We start from the raw sequence: 16,180 nt of genomic DNA, 5'->3' as shown, positions 1-16,180 counted from the left end.
GCAGGTGAGATCATATGGATGACATCGTAACAAAGCTGATTCGAAAACACCGGACCAACTGCCCGTTCAGCATTGCCCGCGCGGTTGGAATACAGATTCGTTTCACCAACTTGGGTAAATCCACCAAAGGACTGTACTTTCGCAAGCTCCGGCGCAGGTTTATCGTCATACACAATGATTTGCCGCCGGAATGGCAGCGGTTCGTGTGCGCCCATGAGCTTGGCCATGACCGGCTTCATAAAGGGATCAATCGTTTCTTTCTGGAGGAGCATTCCTATTTTGCACCAGGCAAACTGGAAAGACAGGCCAATCGTTTTGCCATTCAGTTGTTAACGTCCGGAGTGATGCCTGAAGCCGATGAATCTTTAGAGAAATTCTGTTTACGTACCGGACTGCCGCGTGAAGCGCAGCATTTTTTTTACACCGTTTAAGAACATATGTTCTTTCTCAGGATTATTTTTTCTCTATTTTCCATTAGCAGAATCACATGTCACTTTCAGGTTACTTATTTTTACGTAAATCGCGAGATTTCCACATAATAGTCTGTTAAAATACTATTTGAGCTGTGTAAACGCTCAATTAGATATTATTTTGGGAGGTTTCGGATTCATATGAAAATCTGGAAGAATTACGTTTCACTTCTGCTAACGGTCTGTTTGCTGTTTGGCAGTGTAGGTATTGCCGCGGCTGCAACGGACACCACTCCGGGCACAGGCAAACACATTACCATTCTACATACGAATGATACGCATGCCCGCGCAGTTGAATCTTCACCTGCTATGGGTTTTGCCAAAGTAGCTGGAATCGCTGACAAATATCGTAGCGAAAACCCGAACACGCTCTTGCTCGATGCTGGAGATGCTGTGCATGGTACAACATTTGCCACTCTCGTTAATGGTGAGAGCATCGTGAAAGTCATGAATGAAATGGGATACCAAGCCATCGTACCGGGTAACCACGAATTCAACTATGGTTCAGATCGTCTGATCGAACTGGCGGACATGATGAACTTCCCAATGCTGAGTGCCAACGTGAAGAAAAAAGACGGAACACGTCTCTTCGATCCTTACCTCATTAAAGAGGTGGATGGCGTTAAGATTGGTATCATCGCCTTGACTACACCGGAAACGTTGTACAAAACGAACCCTAAAAACGTAGAAGGTCTTGATATTACAGATCCATCTGCGGAAGCTAAAGTTCTGGTCAACGAAATCCGCAGCAAAGTAGATGTTGTTGTTGTTCTGGGACACCTTGGACAAGATGCATCCAGCACGGATACTAGCTTTAAAGTCGTTAAAGAAGTTCCTGGCATCGACGTATTCATCGATGGTCACAGTCACACAGTACTGCAAGATGGCCTTGTATCCGATAACGGAACATTGATCGCAAGTGCAGGAGAATACACCAACTATGTAGGTGTCATCGATCTGTGGGTAGATGGTGGTAAAGTAACGAAGAAACAAGCAACATTGATTGATGAAACTGAAGCAAAAGACATCAAACCGAATGAGAAAGTCGCGACTCTAGTGAACTCCATTCAAAAAGAACAAGAACCTATCCTGAAAGAAGAAGTAGCCAATACAGCTATTCTGCTGGATGGTAAGCGTGAACAAGTACGTGCAGGAGAAACCAATCTGGGTGACCTGCTTGCAGATGCAATTCGTGATGTCAGCAACGCTGATATTGCATTGACTAACGGTGGTGGTATCCGTGCTTCCATCGAAAAAGGGATCGTAACCAAAGGTGATATCATCACAGTGCTTCCTTTTGGTAATCAAGTGGTAACGCTTGAAGTAAAAGGCTCCGATATTCTGGCAGCCCTTGAAGTCGGTGTAGCTTCCTATCCCGAACCAAGCGGTGGATTCCCGCAAGTATCCGGAATCAAGTTCAAAATCGACACTTCCGCTGCAGAAGGTAGCCGTGTACATTCCGTAACCGTTGGCGATAAAGTCCTTGATCCGGAAGCAACGTACACACTGGCAACCAATGATTTCACAGCTGTTGGTGGTGACGAATACACCATGTTCGCCAAATATTCAACTACAGGTATGTATGGCGCGCTGGACGAAGCATTGATCAACTACATGCAAAAACTTGGTGCTGTAGACATCAAAACAGATGGTCGGATCAGTGAAGCGAAGAAACCTGCAGTAGAGCCAGAAACTCCAGCAACCGAAACACCAGCTCCAACTACGCCAAAACCAGAAACACCAAAACCGGAAAAACCAGTTAAACCAACACCAAGCAAACCAGCTCCAGCCAAACTGCATGTTGTGAAATCCGGAGATTCCTTGTACTCCATCTCCAAACAATACGGCACAACTTGGCAGGCATTGCAGAAGCTGAACAATATCAAAAATCCACACTGGATTTATCCAGGTCAACAATTGAAATTGCCTGCAGCTTCTTAAGCTCAGCAAAGCAAAGTGCATATAGGCATGATTGCTTGTAAGGTGCAACAACATTACGAATCAATCTTGTCATAACCAAAAGGGTGTCCCCCAAACCAGATTACTGGTTAAGGGGACACCCTTTTGTATCTCAGTTCTTAAACATCCATCCACATCAGATACTTGAACATTTCCTGTGGACATATCCTGCTGATCTTGACAATCATCTGAGGCAAAAATAAATCCCAGCTAGGCCTTGATGGACCAACTTCATCATATGCCTTCGTCACCGAACTATATAAAAACTCTCTGGAATTACTGTGTTTATGCGGTTATTGTACATTTAATTTCGACATCTCTGTCTTCTCAAAATTGCATATTTGCACATAAATCTACCCGAGTATGATCATCTGCAATTCCTTAATCATAAAATCATTTGTATACTGAATACAACTATCCCAATTTAGTTATTTCGTATGATTTTCCTTATAAAATCCTACCCATTTGTATGCCTATAGCCCTCTTTTTCATGCTCTCATTGGAATTTCAGCAATCAAAATCAGCTACCGCATCATATTCGGTACTATTATATGAACTCATATAATGAACGAATCCCCTGAATCTAGGAAGTGAGTTGTTCCTTCACATAAAGCACAGCCTCCCGTGCAGTCAAGCCGATTCGTTTCAATTCACCTGATGCTGCAAGGGCGTGTGATCCCAATTCAACCTGTCCTTCTGCTGCCCCTCTGCCAATGACGATCTGCACAGGCAATCCGATCAGCTCGGCATCCTTGAATTTCACACCTGGACGTTCATCCCGGTCATCGACCAGTACAGAGTAACCACCATCAATTAATTGTTGTTCCAGTTCGAGAGTAAGCTGACGTTGTTGCTCATCCTTCCAACTTACTGCAATCAGATGCACATCATATGGCGCCACAGCGGCCGGCCAACGAATCCCCTCATCTCCTGCATACTGCTCAGCTATTGCTGCCATCAGGCGGGATACGCCAATTCCATAACATCCCATGACAGGCGCGCACTGGCGACCATTGCGATCCAGGAATGAAGCGCCCATGGCATCACTGTATTTCGTTCCCAATTTGAAAATATGTCCAACCTCAATGCCTTTGGTAAACACAAGCGGCGATCCACATGTTGGGCAAGCGTCCCCTTCGGCAGCAAAGCGAATTCGTTCCACTCGCTCCAATGCAAAATCAATGCCTGGACGTACGCCGGCAACATGCACATCCACTTCATTGGCTCCTGTAATTGCGCTCTTCATCACTGCCACGTCAGCGTCCACCACCATCGGCAGATTTAGTCCAATCGGACCCAGAAAACCTACCTTCAGGTTCGGATGTGCCGCAATGGCTGCATCATCTGCTAGATTCAGTTCCTCTGCACCCAACACCTGCTTCAATGCGATGTCATTCAGTTCATGATCTCCACGTACAAGGGCAGCGACGAGCTGACCATCCGCCACATAAAGCAACGTTTTGATCATCTGTTCAGCACCTTCGCCCACAAAGGAAGTTAACTCTGCAATCGTACGAACGCCAGGTGTGGAGATGCGTACTACGTTTTCCGCTCCTGAATGTTCATCCGTTTGAAGCGTGGAGTCTGCACTTGCAGAATCGGCTGGAACATCCAAGTTTCCTTCTTTTTTCTCAATATCTCCAGAAGTCTGATAACCCGCTTTCTCCAGGTTTGCAGCATATCCACAATGTTTGCAGGTTACAATTGTGTCCTCACCCACATCAGCAAGAGCCATGAACTCATGTGTTTCCCCTTGACCACCAATCGTTCCAGCGTCCGCCTCAACACGGATATAGTCCAGACCACAACGCTCCAAAATGCGACTATAAGCTGTGTTCATGGCCTGATAGGTCCGATCAAGCTCTTCCCAGTCCGAAGCAAAAGAGTACGCATCCTTCATGATAAATTCACGACCGCGCAGCAATCCAAATCGAGGACGGCGTTCATCCCGGAACTTGGTTCCGATCTGGTACAGGGTGAATGGCAGCTTACGATACGAACTCACCTCGTCCCGCGCTAAAGCGGTTACGACTTCCTCATGTGTTGGTCCAAGAGCAAATTCCCGTGCATGACGATCCTTCAGACGCATCAATTCAGGACCATACTGTGTGTACCTTCCGGATTCTTCCCACAACTCCGCAGGCTGCATAATCGGCAGCAACACTTCCTGACATCCAGCACGATCCATCTCTTCACGAACGATCCGTTCAACATTTAACAATATACGTCGTCCAAGGGGCAGGTAACTGTAGATCCCTGCTGCCAGTTGGCGAATCATACCGGAACGCAGTAACCAGCGATGCCCTGCTGCATCTGCCTCCGCTGGCGCTTCACGTAATGTTGGAACAAGCATTTCACTTTGACGCATCTGCACACACTCCTAATCTTCCTCATTGTTATTGGATATCTTGAGTTATAAACAGCAAAAAGACACATCCGTCAAGGGACGAATGTGTCGTGGTACCACCCTTATTTAACTGCAAATTAATCCCTTCGCAACCTATGCGATCTGTAGCATGCAGTCCTACGGGGCATAACGGGGCCCTGCCGGCGGAGGTTGCAACCCTGTCTGGGCATTCTCTTCCGCAGCTCGCGAGGTAGGAATTTATGAAGCAGCTACAGGAACCTTGCACCACACTGTTCCCTCTCTGTTGAAGCTGACCAACACAATCATGTCCTCGTTATAACGCTTTTATCATTTTTGATCACATTAGTTCATTTACAAGAAATTGTCAACCATACCGAGTTAACATATACTACAATGAATTCCGTAACGATGGCTGACATGACAGCTTGTTCCCTGTAATATAGAGAAATAGAAATATACCCTTGGTATTAATCGATAAAGGAGCTTGTCCTATGCCATATATCATATATGATCTTGAATTCACAGTAAGCCGTAATACTCGCTATTCTTCTGAAATTATCGATATCGGTGCCGTCAAAGTTACGGAAACAGCGGATGGACTGACTGTTACAGATACGTTCCATACGTATGTTCGTCCTTCCAACAAGTCCGTTCTGTCTACCGACACGATTCAGTTTACAGGTATTACGCAAAAAGATATTGATGCAGCGCCGCTTTTTCCGGCAGCACTGAATCAATTCATCGCCTGGATGGGAAGCGAATCCTATTACATGTGTTCCTGGGGACCCGACGACCGCAGCAAACTGATCTCTCATTGTCGTACCCATCAGCTCGATGTGGCCTGGATCACCAATCATAACGATCTCCAGCAACAATGGTCCCGTGTCGTTCGTAAAGAAGGTAAGTTCCGTCAACTCGGTCTCGCTCAGGCTCTTGAAATCTGCGGAATCGAATTCGATGGTACCCAGCATCGCGCATTGGATGATGCCATCAATACAGCCAAAGTGTTCATGCATCAGTTTGACCGATTCACGCTGGAAAACAACTGCGCAGCTGATGATGAGGGCATTGCATCCAAGGTCGTCTATTCCAGCTCCACAGAAGATGAAGAGAAAGAATCGCCTTTTGGCAATCTGGCAAGCCTTTTCAAAACCAAAGAGTAGCCGTCCACAGCACAGAATGTATAGGTGTTTTGGCATCTTTGTTCTTGCTTCAGATTGCATGCTAATCTCAACTTCTATTGTACATTTGTTGCCAGCTGTTCAGACGTTCTTTCATCTTGATGCGGCAGATCTCCGGTTCGAGGATTTCCGCATCAGGTCCATATTTAGAAATCCATACGAGAAATTCCTCAACATCACTTAATATGGCTTCAAATAACAGGCTACCTTCCGGTTCAATGGTTAAGATGGGGCGTATAAAAAATTGCTCCTGCATCACACGCTCCACAGCATGGGGTGAAAATCGAATTTTGAACGCAGTCCACTCCGTACTTCCCTCATATGCCCAAGGAATGCGGAAGTGCGATTGGATCAGATAATCCTCTTTGCGGAACGTTCGTGGCAATATCCGTATCTTTTGCAGCCGGCTCACCTGAAATATTCGAAGTTTCTCCGACAGGTGACAATACGCTAACAGCTCAAATCTGTATTCACGAGGGATAAGACAGTAAGGATCTATGCGTACGACCCCTTTTTTACCTTGAGACAGATACTCCCCTTCAATGGTGTTCTGTGAAATGCCAGCCTGAAGCAGGGTAATCAGGGATTGATTCTGTGGATCGTTGCTCTCATTTTGCCATGCGGGCAACCCCATTTTAAACAACCCACTAATCTGCTCCGACCATTCCACTCGTTCTGTTTTGTTTTTCTGACTCGAAGCAACCACTTTCTCATAAGCGCTCTCAAAAGCAGGTTTCAGCAAAGGACGAATATTCTCCATAACTTCAGCAAGATGCATGAACGCTTGGGCTTCTTCATCAGACCAATTTAGCGGATACATGGCAAAATGGCTGATAAACATGTACCCTTGTCCGTGTCCCATATTGGCGATCGGGATATGCATTGCACTGAGGGCCTCCATGTCGCGGTATATCGTCCTTTCCGTCGTCTCGCATCGCTGGGCAAGCTCACGTGCCAGAATACCTGGCTTGGCCTGCACCAGCGTTATAATGCGCATTAATCGGATTAGTCGGTCTGTCATTTTGCCGGACCCTCCACGATGTTGTTTCAATAAATTTGATACAACTCCATCCATTGTTTAATATGATATTGATACATACATTCGACCTTCTCCTAAACTTCACCTTCAAAATATATGTAGACTCGTTCTCTATACCGTTACCATCTGAAATCAACCCTATTCGCCTAATATCTTTTTTTCACGGTCATGATATCCGGTTGTAAACGTGATCCCGTAGTGATAACGCAGCTGTTCAATGATCTCCGCTTCCGTGTAATAATCCAGATCCTGCTTACGTGCAGCTTCAATTAACAACCCATCTGCATGACGACGTAACATATTACTTCCCTCTTGAACCCGACCTCTTTCGTAGGCACGCAGGGCTTGTTTGATCAGCGGCACGGTTTCACTTAACTTGATGGTCTTCTCCACCTTGGGATCTTCCGGCTGTCGCAGCATGCCCAGATGACTGGTGTACTGAATATACAGCTGTTCTCTTCGTAACAATACACGTTGACTTTGCTTCAATTTCCTTGTGCTCCAGTAGGCTGAACATACGGCTGCTTTTCCGGATACACGGGGTCCCATGACGAATTCAAGCAAAATTTGTTTACTTTCCCCTTTGTACATATCCCCAAGCCTCAATAACCAGCCAATATCCGTTTCTTTGGAACGACATCCATAGATACCTTTTAGCTGTACGCCAAATTCCGGTTTGAGCAAAAGTTCCAAATCTCTTGATACAATTTTGGGTGCTATTTTCCTAAGTCTTTTGGCAGGGGCACCGTTACGCCACTCTACCATCATATATACGGGGTCGGCTCCCCCTGTCGGTATGGCCTCTTTATTCCACGAATAAGATACTTCAAAGACTGAGTTCACTGGTAGTCTCTCCCCCGATTTATATGTATTATCTTCTAAGTTATCAGGGTGAATGGACACTATATTGTCACGGAACATATGTTCTCATTAAATTTTTCCAATATATTAATTTTATATCCCTAAATCCGTCTGAATACGACAATAAACGACGAAAAAGCCTGGCGCTATGCCAAGCTTTTCAATGACTTCTCTATGACAAGTCCCAAATTAAACCGTAGGATGATCAATTCCCATTTTGTGTAAATATTGTGTGCCATCTGCTTTGGTAACCGGAGCATAGGTGACACTGTCAATGACCAGCTTACGTCCTACTGGCTCTCCGTTAACAGTAATCATAATGGTTTTGGTTGATGTGTTCTGATCTGCTGTATACATATGGTTCTACTCCTTCATGTTCACGATCTTATATTCAATCGGATATATTGGTATCGTTCATTAAATTGCGTATTTGTGAATAGCATGCACCCGGAACTGAAGTAAAAGATCTGTAAGAACGGTCCGGTGTGCTTGCCTACCGTACTATTACCCCACAGATTTATAAGCTAAACAGCTCTGTTCATAAATATTTTTAAATATTTCGGGTAATAAAACGATATCATCTTGAACCCATCGTCCCGGTTTTGACGTATAATGTAAGAGCGTATTTCAACAATAGACGACGAATTCAGCGATCTATATTATCTACCGAAGAAAGAGGTGTTAACGATGCCAAAATCCATTCAGGGTTATTTCATTCGGGTGTTATTCACCACATGTATTCTATTTACCGTTTCAATCGCTTCCACAGTAAATGCAGCCAGTGCCAATATATTTACGGATATATACAGCGGATGGGAGCGAGTCTCCGAACTGCCCGGAGAAGTGAACGCTCTGCAGGAAAGCTATAAGCAAACGATGGAGCAACTAAATCAAACGTCCGCCCAGTTGGGACAAGCCCAGGCTAATGTCGAAGCATTCAAGACCCAGAACGAACAGTTGCTGGCTCAGAACCAAAAACTTACTGAGATGGTAAGCAAGTTGCAGGATGACCAGAATGCCAAAGCAGCTACCACCAAACGAATTCAGACGATGATCATCACTGTCGTTTCTCTCATATTAGGTTACTTTATTCTGATTCGTGTGATGCGTTGGGGAATGCGTCGCCGTTCGGGCCGAGTATAAAAGAACAGGAGCAACTGCATGAACATACACCTGAACAATGCTGAAGCAGGCGGATCTGGACAAGTCGTCACATTCTCATTGATTAAAGATGACCGCCTTCATATTTTGCATCCGCAGCAAATTGTGGCCTTCCGCGGTCCAAGTGGTAGTCGCAATGATAAATTCATGAATATCACGGGCATATATCGCAAAAAAAAGCTGATTAAATCCGAAATTACCGGACCATGCCAATTTGTGGCTGCCCTGCCTCCCGGATTCACGATGAAGGAAGTAGAGCTCACGGAGGACAGTGATCTGCTCTATGACTTCCGCCACCTGTTCTTCTACTCGGATGGTGTAACCATGCATACCAAAATTCAGAAAATCAAAAACATGCTCATCACCCGTGACGCAGTGAAAATGAAATTTTCCGGCAAAGGCAAGATCGGATTGCTCACCCAAGGTCAGGTTTGCCAACAGGAACTGCATCCGACTGCCCCGCTCTATGTGGATGCTGGCAGTATTATTGCCTATCCCGAAAATGCACATCTGGAACTCACGGTATATGGTAACAATCTTGCCAGTCAGCATATGAACTATCATTGGAAGATGACGGGACATGGATCGGTACTCTTCCAGGCTGGGCGGGAAAATCACCGCTTGGAACAGGATCTCAACGATGAGGGGCTGTTCAAACGAATTCTGAAAGAAGTTATTCCTTTCGGTAATGTACTGATCAAATAAGCTGTTACAAACGATTAGCTGCCACTATGCTCCAGTGGGGTGGTCACCACGCGGTTTCATGTTATAATGGTTCAGACAATTGAAGAAGAAAATCCATGCCTATGGCATGGGAGAGGTTCGCGAACTCCCTCTATAAGACTTGACCATGTGATGGTCAGTATAAGTCTTGCGTACACGTTTCTTAACGTAATGTACGTAAAAAACTAAGGACACTTACTCATGCCTGCTTTTTTTGAAGCGGTTATCGAGAAGGTGTGTTTTTTGATGGATGCCAGTTCATGAACTTCTCTGTTCTTCCGACACTCTATGCCTAGGTGCATGGTTTGATCTCAAGAAGATGGAGAGGTTTTTTTATGTTGAACGAAGAAAAAGCAGTCGTTGTATTCAGCGGCGGTCAGGATAGTACCACGTGTCTGTTCTGGGCCAAACAACAGTTTGCCGAAGTCGAGGTCGTTACGTTTGATTACGGTCAGCGTCACAAGTTGGAGATTGAATGCGCAGCGGAAATCGCTCTCGATCTGGGTGTCCAGCAAACGGTACTCGATATGAGTCTGTTAAACCAGCTTGCACCCAATGCGCTCACTCGCACGGATGTGGAGATTACGCATGAAGAAGGCGAACTGCCGAGCACATTTGTAGATGGACGAAATCTGCTGTTCCTCAGTTTTGCGGCCATTATGGCCAAGCAAAAAGGAGCACGTCACCTGGTTACAGGGGTATGCGAGACGGATTTCAGCGGATACCCGGATTGCCGGGATTCATTTGTGAAGTCGATGAATGTGACGCTTAACCTGTCGATGGACTATCCATTTGTCATTCATACCCCGCTCATGTGGCTGGACAAAGCCCAAACGTGGAAGATGGCGGATGATCTCGGTGCCTTTGATTATGTACGCGAGCGTACCCTGACCTGTTATAACGGCGTGATCGGCGATGGGTGCGGAGAATGCCCTGCTTGCAAACTACGCAAAGCCGGACTGGATCGCTATGTACAGCAACGTTCTGCTGCTGCATCGGCGGGAGTGGATGTACGATGAGAGAACCTGGAACATTTCGTATTGTAGAGCATCTGCAACGCATCGGAGAAGATATTCTACCCACCCAGCTGCGCTATCACCGCAAACGTGTGCTTGTAAGCAAAGAATTCACCTTTGACGCAGCACATCATCTGCATTGTTATGAAGGCAAGTGCAAGAACTTGCACGGTCATACGTATAAAGTTATTTTTGGCATCAGCGGTTATCCGGGTGAAACCGGGCTGACGGTTGATTTTGGACATATCAAGGATATATGGAAAACTCAGATTGAGGGATATCTGGATCATCAGTACCTCAACGAGACGCTTCCTTTAATGAATACAACGGCTGAAAATATGGTCGTGTGGCTGTTCGAACAGATGGAACATGCGCTCCAGACGGAGCCCTATGCCGGGCTGACCGATGGTGGGCGGACGGAGTTTGTCCGACTCTTTGAGACACCAACCAGTTACGCGGAAGCGAGACGGGAGTGGATGATTGATGAGTAGTGTGACAGAGCAGGTGAATGAGACGGGATCTCGCAAAGAGGCTCGTATTCCCGTGATGGAGATTTTTGGTCCGACAGTTCAAGGCGAAGGCATGGTGATCGGGCAAAAAACGATGTTTGTTCGTACCGCGGGCTGCGATTATCGCTGCTCCTGGTGCGACTCGGCCTTTACCTGGGACGGCAGTGGCAAGGACCAGATTCGCATGATTACGCCAGAGGATGTATGGGAAGAATTGCGCCGCGTTGGCGGCACGCGTTTCTCCCATGTTACCATCTCCGGCGGCAACCCCGCCCTGCTCGCTTCGCTGGGCGGATTGGTTCCCCTGCTGCGGGAGAACGGCATCCGTACTGCGGTGGAGACGCAGGGCTCCCGCTGGCAGTCTTGGCTGGCGGACATTGACGAAGTCACCGTCTCGCCCAAGCCACCCAGCTCCGGTATGGACACCGATTGGGCCGTGCTGGATGATCTGATCAAACGGTTGGCCGCTGGCCCGGTAGAACGAAGTCATAGTCTGAAGATCGTGATCTTCGATGAGACAGACCTGGACTATGCCCGCCGTGTGCATGCACGGTATCCGGGCACAGATTTATTTTTACAAACAGGGAACCCGGATGTGACTTCCGCCGATACGCCAGATCTGGCGTCCTCACTGCTTGCTCGTTATGAGTGGCTGATTGACCAAGTTAGTGCATCCGATGACCTGAATGATGTTCGTGTGCTTCCACAGCTTCATACGCTGGTATGGGGCAACAAACGCGGCGTGTGATGGGCAGTATGGGTGGAATGAGCGGCATGATGTAAGGATGAAGACGAAATGTCCTTAGAAAACAAAAGAATTCAACAGGCAAAACACGCCTATTCATATATACCGCAAGGCTTCGGCTTTGACGGAAACAAGGAGCGTTTAATAACCGATGAGACAACCTGAAGAGATGCAAGATGTGACATTGCTGGGCAACCAGAACGTAAAATATACGTTTGAATATGATCCAGGAATCTTGGAGAACTTTGATAACAAACATCCGTACCGCGATTATTTTGTAAAATTCAATTGCCCGGAGTTCACTAGCCTGTGCCCGATTACGGGTCAGCCTGACTTTGCAACGATCTATATCAGCTACATTCCTGATATCAAAATGGTGGAAAGTAAATCACTCAAGCTGTACCTGTTCAGCTTCCGCAACCATGGTGATTTCCACGAGGACTGTGTGAACATCATCATGAACGACCTGATCAAGCTAATGGACCCGCGCTACATCGAAGTATGGGGCAAATTCACACCGCGCGGCGGCATCTCCATTGACCCATACACGAACTACGGTAAGCCGGGAACGAAGTACGAACAGATGGCCGACCATCGTATGATGAATCATGATATGTATCCAGAGACGATTGATAATCGTTAAACTGCTGGATAAATCAGCTCTGCTATAAATAAAGTCAAATTATAGGATACAGAAAAGCCGAACTCTTCAAAATCTGAAGAAGTTCGGCTTTTCAAGTATAAACCTGTATGGAACTCAGTGTATCAATACAATGGGATCGCAGCGCATTCAAGTAGACTGATCGTCCTTTAGTTCTTTGACTTTTTTAATGTAATGTGTCAGCATCAACACACCAATCGATTGAAAAATGATAAATATGACGATGGCAGCAGATAGAGATTTCGGTGCTACATAGATAGCCTGAAACGTTATTACAGCCATATATATAATGGTCATCACCAACTCACGTTTGGCGGATTCATAAGGTGATAAGGATTTCATATCCATCCCTCCTCTATCCTTCTTACACATAAATATGGGTCTTCTTACAGAAGATGCTAAAGTAATACGTTTATTTTGTAAATGTAATGCTATTAATAAACACCTCGGAAATAGAGTTGAATTCACCAACGTTTTCCCTTGTTCCCCTTGTCGGTCCAATCAATCTATCCTATTATGTAACAATATGCTTACACGCATATATTACAACATCAGGCGCTGATCCCTCGTGACCGCGACCAAAGGAGAATTGTACATGTCTACTCAATCCACTTTAACCAAGGACGCCACAGCGCGTTCGAAAGCCCCACCCGGATCGGATGCCCAAAGCACCGTTTACCGGATACTTATTGCCATCAGTCTGGTTCATCTTTTCAATGATTCGATCCAGTCGGTTATTCCAGCCATTTTTCCGATTCTAAAAGATTCCATGCATCTCACGTATACTCAGATCGGATGGATCTCATTTGCTATTAACTTTACCGCATCCATTATGCAGCCTGTCGTAGGCTGGTTTGCAGATAAAAAACCGACGCCTTCCATTCTGCCCATTGGCATGGGTTTTACATTTACCGGCATGTTGCTGTTGGCCTTCGCTGACAGTTATATGGCTGTGCTCATCTCCGTTATTTTTGTCGGTCTGGGTTCTGCTGCTTTCCATCCGGAAGGTTCACGGGTATCGCATATGGCTGCTGGTCAGCGCCGTGGGCTGGCACAATCCATCTTCCAGGTCGGAGGTAACGCCGGACAGTCCCTTGCCCCATTGCTTACACGCTGGATCTTTATCCCGTTTGGACTGTTTGGTGCCATTGGATTTACAGGCATTGCTGCCATGGGAATTGCAGTTCAGATCTACATCGCCCGTTGGTATGGACGCATGCTGCAATCGGGAGGATATCTGCGTAGACAGGCTGCTGCCCGTCGTGCACCCAATCCTGCTTTACGTAAAAAGATTACTGCCGCCATTACACTATTGATCTTGCTCGTCTTTGTTCGTTCCTGGTATATCGCTTCCATCGGCAGCTTCTATGCGTTTAATCTGAAAGATACTTTTGGATTGTCCACAGAGGACGCGCAGATCTATATCTTCTTGTTCCTGGCTGCCGGAGCACTGGGTACGTTCTTTGGAGGCCCCTTGGCGGATCGATTCGGCAAACGTAACCTGATCTTCCTGTCCATGGCCGGAGCTGCTCCACTTGCTCTGTTGTTGCCTTATGCGAATCTGTTCTGGACAGGCGTACTGCTAACCATTATTGGTTTTATCATGTTATCTAGCTTCTCGGTTACGGTTGTATACGCGCAAATGCTGATTCCAGGCAAAATCGGAACGGTCTCGGGCCTGATTACAGGTCTGGCATTTGGTATGGGAGGCTTGGGCGCACTTGTTCTGGGCAACTGGATTGATGTCTTCGGCGTATCACCAGTAATGCAGGTGTGCAGCTTTCTGCCCCTGCTCGGGATCTTCACGTTCCTGCTTCCATCCGATAAATTACTGAATATCTGGGCGAAAGAAAACGGTAGTGAAGAGTAACCTACATTTGTAGTAAATAAAAAGTCTAACCACAACAAAAGGGTTCCCTCCAACTCTGTATTTACAGAGCGGCAGGAACCCTTTTGATATATTTGTTTTTCTCGAATTTAGCTTCAACCGTTTATTCCACGTCACACATGACAACGCTACTACCTTGATCTGTAATCAGTTTCTTCACATCTTCAAATTCAAGGAATACCGTCGCCGTATTTTCCATGGGATGAATTCCAATTTTCTGACCGACTAGATCCTTGTCAAAGACGACGGTTACGTTCTTCTGAATATTATTGAGAACCCCCATAGGGTTAACATGCCCTTTTTCCAATCCGAGTAACTCCAACAAATCCTTTTCACTCGCAAAACTGAGTTTACGGCTAGGTATCTTTTCGCCTAAACTTCTCAAATCAACTGACTTCGTTCCAGCAATCGTTACCAGATAATAGTTGCGCTTCTTGTCATCACGCAGAAACAGATTTCTAACGATATGTTCTGTATGTGGAATCTGATAAGAGAATATTTCCTCCATCGTATATACTGCGGGATGTTCAATACTCTCGTAAACGATATTGTTGCGATCTAAAAGATCATAGAAACCTTGTTTGTTTAACATGTAAAATTCATCTCTTTCAATTAAGTATTCTGCTATAAGACTACTTCTTCTGTAACCTTATTTCAAACGCTGAAGGATCAGCCGTTTTTTGTACAGCATTTTACCTGCTTCGGCTACATCACGGATCGTATTTTTGTTGCTCACTGAACCAAAGACCATGCCGGCAATCGGCACAAGTTGAAACAATTTCTTCCAACCAAAGGATTCACTGTAGGAGTTAAAAACTTCCCGCCAACCCTGCATTTGCGATACCACTTCAATAGGCTTGTCTGGATCATCGTAAGCTGCCAGTTCTTCAATGATCGCTTTCTTGCCTACGATATCGGCGGAAGAGAATTGCAGACATTTGACGATAAAGATACGCTCCAGCGGTTCATCGGGATCATAGCCGTAACATAGTGCCATCTCCTGCAGTACCTTCAGAGAAAGCCCCATCACCATGGGAATATCTGCTGCAATGGTTACAATGCCACCGAACCCTGTAGCTGCTCCCTGAGCCGCGGCAAACTTCGTTCGACTCTCGGTAATGTTATCGGCTACCTGGTCCAGCACCTGAAGTGGCAGATTCTCTACACTATGAATCTTCGCTGTCCCCTCAGCTTCAGCATCCTGTTCCAGACGATCAGTCGTGTCCGTCATGGAATAACCGGATTTCTCGGCTTCCTCTTGCAACAGCTTGGCTACTTTTTTCTTCTGTACGAGGAACTTGCCCCCATTCTGTACATATTGACCGACGTCATTCAGGGAATCTCCGATTTTCTGTTTCAGCGCTTTAGGCATCACCTTATCCAACATCGCAAACGGTAAACGCCCGATTTTATCCCATATAAACAAGTCCTTCTGTTGTTTTTCCCATTTCAAAATCTGTTCAAGTTCGTGGTCCAATGTTTCGCGTGAATCCATATGTGATCCTCCTAATAGGTTGTGTATCGTAATCCGTATCTTTCTCATACGCAAAAATCATCGTTGTGGTTGCTTTGTTTTATATCCAAGACATCGATACTTAG

General features: G+C 45.9%; 17 protein-coding genes. 10 read left to right on the top strand and 7 right to left on the bottom strand.

The features are described from left to right. Nucleotides 1-14 precede the first annotated feature (14 nt). Together MKX75_RS05970 and MKX75_RS05965 are read left to right on the top strand one after the other, a co-directional pair. Complete coding sequence (locus tag MKX75_RS05970) at nt 15-431, top strand: ImmA/IrrE family metallo-endopeptidase (RefSeq protein ID WP_339168875.1); 417 nt, start codon at nt 15-17, stop codon at nt 429-431. Between the two features lie 180 nt (nt 432-611). After that, a complete protein-coding gene (locus tag MKX75_RS05965; RefSeq protein ID WP_062832999.1) occupies nt 612-2,411 on the top strand; it encodes a 5'-nucleotidase C-terminal domain-containing protein in 1,800 nt (599 codons plus the stop codon). A gap of 601 nt (nt 2,412-3,012) precedes the next feature. Here the strand turns inward: MKX75_RS05965 and MKX75_RS05960 are convergent. Then, complete coding sequence (locus tag MKX75_RS05960) at nt 3,013-4,797, bottom strand: proline--tRNA ligase (protein ID WP_076331909.1); 1,785 nt, start codon at nt 4,795-4,797, stop codon at nt 3,013-3,015. A gap of 491 nt (nt 4,798-5,288) precedes the next feature. On the opposite strand from MKX75_RS05960, the gene MKX75_RS05955 reads away from it, so the two are divergent. Then, nucleotides 5,289-5,960: a 3'-5' exonuclease gene (locus tag MKX75_RS05955; RefSeq protein WP_062832997.1), complete on the top strand. Its 672-nt coding sequence runs from the start codon at nt 5,289-5,291 to the stop codon at nt 5,958-5,960. 67 nt (nt 5,961-6,027) lie between these two features. Here the strand turns inward: MKX75_RS05955 and MKX75_RS05950 are convergent, their stop codons facing one another. The 3 genes from MKX75_RS05950 to MKX75_RS05940 form a co-directional block, all read right to left on the bottom strand. After that, on the bottom strand, nt 6,028-6,999 hold the full coding sequence (locus tag MKX75_RS05950; protein ID WP_339168874.1) for a WYL domain-containing protein: 972 nt from the start codon (nt 6,997-6,999) through the stop codon (nt 6,028-6,030). A 156-nt stretch (nt 7,000-7,155) separates the two neighbouring features. Next, nucleotides 7,156-7,860, bottom strand: a complete 705-nt coding sequence (locus tag MKX75_RS05945; RefSeq protein WP_062832996.1) for a hypothetical protein — start codon at nt 7,858-7,860, stop codon at nt 7,156-7,158. Nucleotides 7,861-8,067: 207 nt separating this feature from the next. Then, entirely contained in the window at nt 8,068-8,235 is a 168-nt protein-coding gene (locus tag MKX75_RS05940) for a hypothetical protein (RefSeq protein WP_339168873.1), read from the bottom strand. Nucleotides 8,236-8,565: 330 nt separating this feature from the next. Between MKX75_RS05940 and MKX75_RS05935 the strand changes: the two genes are divergently transcribed. From MKX75_RS05935 to queF, 6 genes are all read left to right on the top strand, one after another. Next, nucleotides 8,566-9,021: a hypothetical protein gene (locus MKX75_RS05935; RefSeq protein ID WP_062832995.1), complete on the top strand. Its 456-nt coding sequence runs from the start codon at nt 8,566-8,568 to the stop codon at nt 9,019-9,021. An 18-nt stretch (nt 9,022-9,039) separates the two neighbouring features. Continuing rightward, on the top strand, nt 9,040-9,744 hold the full coding sequence (locus tag MKX75_RS05930) for an AIM24 family protein (RefSeq protein WP_145146372.1): 705 nt from the start codon (nt 9,040-9,042) through the stop codon (nt 9,742-9,744). A gap of 356 nt (nt 9,745-10,100) precedes the next feature. After that, complete coding sequence (queC, locus tag MKX75_RS05925) at nt 10,101-10,781, top strand: 7-cyano-7-deazaguanine synthase QueC (protein ID WP_339170365.1); 681 nt, start codon at nt 10,101-10,103, stop codon at nt 10,779-10,781. Next, nucleotides 10,778-11,269 (top strand): 6-carboxytetrahydropterin synthase QueD, encoded by a 492-nt coding sequence (gene queD, locus MKX75_RS05920; RefSeq protein ID WP_036611465.1) that lies wholly within the window; start codon nt 10,778-10,780, stop codon nt 11,267-11,269. The genes queC and queD overlap by 4 nt, the downstream gene beginning before the upstream one ends. Further along, the gene (gene queE, locus MKX75_RS05915; RefSeq protein ID WP_339168872.1) at nt 11,262-12,035 is read left to right on the top strand and encodes a 7-carboxy-7-deazaguanine synthase QueE; all 774 of its coding nucleotides are present in this window, start codon (nt 11,262-11,264) and stop codon (nt 12,033-12,035) included. Before queD ends, queE begins: the two co-directional genes overlap by 8 nt. Before the next feature lie 148 nt (nt 12,036-12,183). Beyond that, complete coding sequence (gene queF, locus MKX75_RS05910) at nt 12,184-12,675, top strand: preQ(1) synthase (protein ID WP_076331905.1); 492 nt, start codon at nt 12,184-12,186, stop codon at nt 12,673-12,675. 147 nt (nt 12,676-12,822) lie between these two features. Here the strand turns inward: queF and MKX75_RS05905 are convergent, their stop codons facing one another. Beyond that, complete coding sequence (locus MKX75_RS05905; RefSeq protein ID WP_339168870.1) at nt 12,823-13,035, bottom strand: hypothetical protein; 213 nt, start codon at nt 13,033-13,035, stop codon at nt 12,823-12,825. Nucleotides 13,036-13,288: 253 nt separating this feature from the next. Here MKX75_RS05905 and MKX75_RS05900 point away from each other — a divergent pair, with 253 nt between their 5' ends. Further along, entirely contained in the window at nt 13,289-14,563 is a 1,275-nt protein-coding gene (locus MKX75_RS05900) for an MFS transporter (RefSeq protein ID WP_339168869.1), read from the top strand. 121 nt (nt 14,564-14,684) lie between these two features. Here MKX75_RS05900 and MKX75_RS05895 read toward each other — a convergent pair whose 3' ends face one another. Both MKX75_RS05895 and MKX75_RS05890 read right to left on the bottom strand, forming a co-directional pair. Further along, on the bottom strand, nt 14,685-15,173 hold the full coding sequence (locus tag MKX75_RS05895) for a YbaK/EbsC family protein (RefSeq protein WP_339168867.1): 489 nt from the start codon (nt 15,171-15,173) through the stop codon (nt 14,685-14,687). A 57-nt stretch (nt 15,174-15,230) separates the two neighbouring features. Next, nucleotides 15,231-16,076: an EcsC family protein gene (locus MKX75_RS05890; protein WP_082762672.1), complete on the bottom strand. Its 846-nt coding sequence runs from the start codon at nt 16,074-16,076 to the stop codon at nt 15,231-15,233. Nucleotides 16,077-16,180 lie beyond the last annotated feature (104 nt).

The organism is Paenibacillus sp. FSL R5-0341 (genome assembly GCF_037975235.1).
GTDB classification, from domain to species: Bacteria; Bacillota; Bacilli; order Paenibacillales; family Paenibacillaceae; genus Paenibacillus; species Paenibacillus amylolyticus_A.
This window is presented reverse-complemented; position numbering and strand designations above follow the sequence as displayed.

Excerpts from the sequence above, each read along its gene's own strand:
- MKX75_RS05895 (WP_339168867.1), bottom strand. The coding sequence starts at position 15,173 with ATGTTAAACAAACAAGGTTTCTATGATCTTTTAGATCGCAACAATATC.
- MKX75_RS05940 (WP_339168873.1), bottom strand. The coding sequence starts at position 8,235 with ATGTATACAGCAGATCAGAACACATCAACCAAAACCATTATGATTACT.
- MKX75_RS05905 (WP_339168870.1), bottom strand. The coding sequence starts at position 13,035 with ATGAAATCCTTATCACCTTATGAATCCGCCAAACGTGAGTTGGTGATG.
- MKX75_RS05900 (WP_339168869.1), top strand. The coding sequence starts at position 13,289 with ATGTCTACTCAATCCACTTTAACCAAGGACGCCACAGCGCGTTCGAAA.
- MKX75_RS05950 (WP_339168874.1), bottom strand. The coding sequence starts at position 6,999 with ATGACAGACCGACTAATCCGATTAATGCGCATTATAACGCTGGTGCAG.
- queF (WP_076331905.1), top strand. The coding sequence starts at position 12,184 with ATGAGACAACCTGAAGAGATGCAAGATGTGACATTGCTGGGCAACCAG.
- MKX75_RS05955 (WP_062832997.1), top strand. The coding sequence starts at position 5,289 with ATGCCATATATCATATATGATCTTGAATTCACAGTAAGCCGTAATACT.
- MKX75_RS05890 (WP_082762672.1), bottom strand. The coding sequence starts at position 16,076 with ATGGATTCACGCGAAACATTGGACCACGAACTTGAACAGATTTTGAAA.
- MKX75_RS05930 (WP_145146372.1), top strand. The coding sequence starts at position 9,040 with ATGAACATACACCTGAACAATGCTGAAGCAGGCGGATCTGGACAAGTC.
- queD (WP_036611465.1), top strand. The coding sequence starts at position 10,778 with ATGAGAGAACCTGGAACATTTCGTATTGTAGAGCATCTGCAACGCATC.
- MKX75_RS05935 (WP_062832995.1), top strand. The coding sequence starts at position 8,566 with ATGCCAAAATCCATTCAGGGTTATTTCATTCGGGTGTTATTCACCACA.
- queE (WP_339168872.1), top strand. The coding sequence starts at position 11,262 with ATGAGTAGTGTGACAGAGCAGGTGAATGAGACGGGATCTCGCAAAGAG.
- MKX75_RS05965 (WP_062832999.1), top strand. The coding sequence starts at position 612 with ATGAAAATCTGGAAGAATTACGTTTCACTTCTGCTAACGGTCTGTTTG.
- MKX75_RS05970 (WP_339168875.1), top strand. The coding sequence starts at position 15 with ATGGATGACATCGTAACAAAGCTGATTCGAAAACACCGGACCAACTGC.
- MKX75_RS05960 (WP_076331909.1), bottom strand. The coding sequence starts at position 4,797 with ATGCGTCAAAGTGAAATGCTTGTTCCAACATTACGTGAAGCGCCAGCG.